A 1040-nucleotide genomic window follows, 5' to 3' on the forward strand; every position below is an offset into this window, starting at 1 on the left:
GGCTGGAACGGCTCGCGGTGGCCTTCTGACAGGCGACGGACGGATATCGGGACCATGAGATTCGCCTTCTGCCATTCTGCTTCACCGATTCCTCGGGCGCCTTGCACGGCTGCGACGCGGTGCTGGCGGAGAAAGTCTGCCAGACATTGGGGCTGGAAGGCTTTTCGGCCGTCGAAGCGGAGTTCGCGGAACTGCTGCCCGGATTGGCCGGGGATCGGTGGGACATGACCACCGGACTGTTCATCTCCGACGGGCGTAAGAAGCTGGTCGATTTCACCCGGCCGATCTGGATGCTGTCGGACGGACTGCTGGTCGCCAGGGACAATCCGCGCGGTTTCGTAGGCTATCGCTCGGTCGCCATGGATCAGACCGGCATGATCGGTGTCATATCAGGCCAGATCCAGCACCAGACGGCGCTGCGTAACGGCATTCCGGCCGAGCGGATCAGGATCTTCGGCACCCAGGCCGAGGCGGCCGAGGCCGTCGCCGCCGGCGTGGTGCATGCCTATGCCAGCGTCGCCATGGCGCATCGCGGCTACCTGGCCGGACGGCCCGATACACAACTCGCCGTCATCGATGTTCCGGCCGAGGAAAGGCAGCCGGCGGCGGGCGCCTTCGCACTGGCCAAAGACAGCGGCGCGCTGCGCCAGCGCATCGATTCCTGCCTGGGCGAGCTGCTCGGCGGCCCCTGGCACCGGCAGATGATGAGCGAATACGGATTCTCCGGCAGCGAAATCGACCGCCTGCTCTGATCCGGTTGGCAGGCGGTCAGAGCTTGATCACATATTCCTTGCGGGTGGTTTCAAGCACTTCCCAACTGCCCTTGAAGCCCGGCCGCAGCACGAAGCTGTCGCCGGCCCTGACGGTGCGCGCCTCGCCGCCTTCCTCGGAGATCACCGAAACGCCGGACAGGATGTGGCAGAACTCCCACTCGTCATAGACGATGCGCCATTTGCCGGGCGTCGCTTCCCAGATGCCGGCATAAAGGTCGCCGTCCCGCTCCTCGACATTCCAGGTGCGGAACTTCGGATCGCCCGAAA

At 65.0% G+C, this 1040-nt stretch carries 2 protein-coding genes; one reads left to right on the plus strand and one right to left on the minus strand.

Going from position 1 to position 1040, the window contains the following annotated elements; genetic code table 11:
- Positions 1–68 precede the first annotated feature (68 nt).
- Positions 69–752, plus strand: coding sequence for a transporter substrate-binding domain-containing protein (locus tag EOA33_RS36645; RefSeq protein ID WP_281033598.1), 684 nt, complete (start codon positions 69–71; stop codon positions 750–752).
- Between the two features lie 16 nt (positions 753–768).
- Here the strand turns inward: EOA33_RS36645 and EOA33_RS36650 are convergent.
- Positions 769–1040: cupin domain-containing protein (locus EOA33_RS36650; protein ID WP_145989549.1), on the minus strand; the 272-nt coding region annotated here is incomplete at its 5' end.

This window comes from Mesorhizobium sp. M4A.F.Ca.ET.050.02.1.1 (assembly GCF_003997725.1).
Classification (GTDB): domain Bacteria; phylum Pseudomonadota; class Alphaproteobacteria; order Rhizobiales; family Rhizobiaceae; genus Mesorhizobium.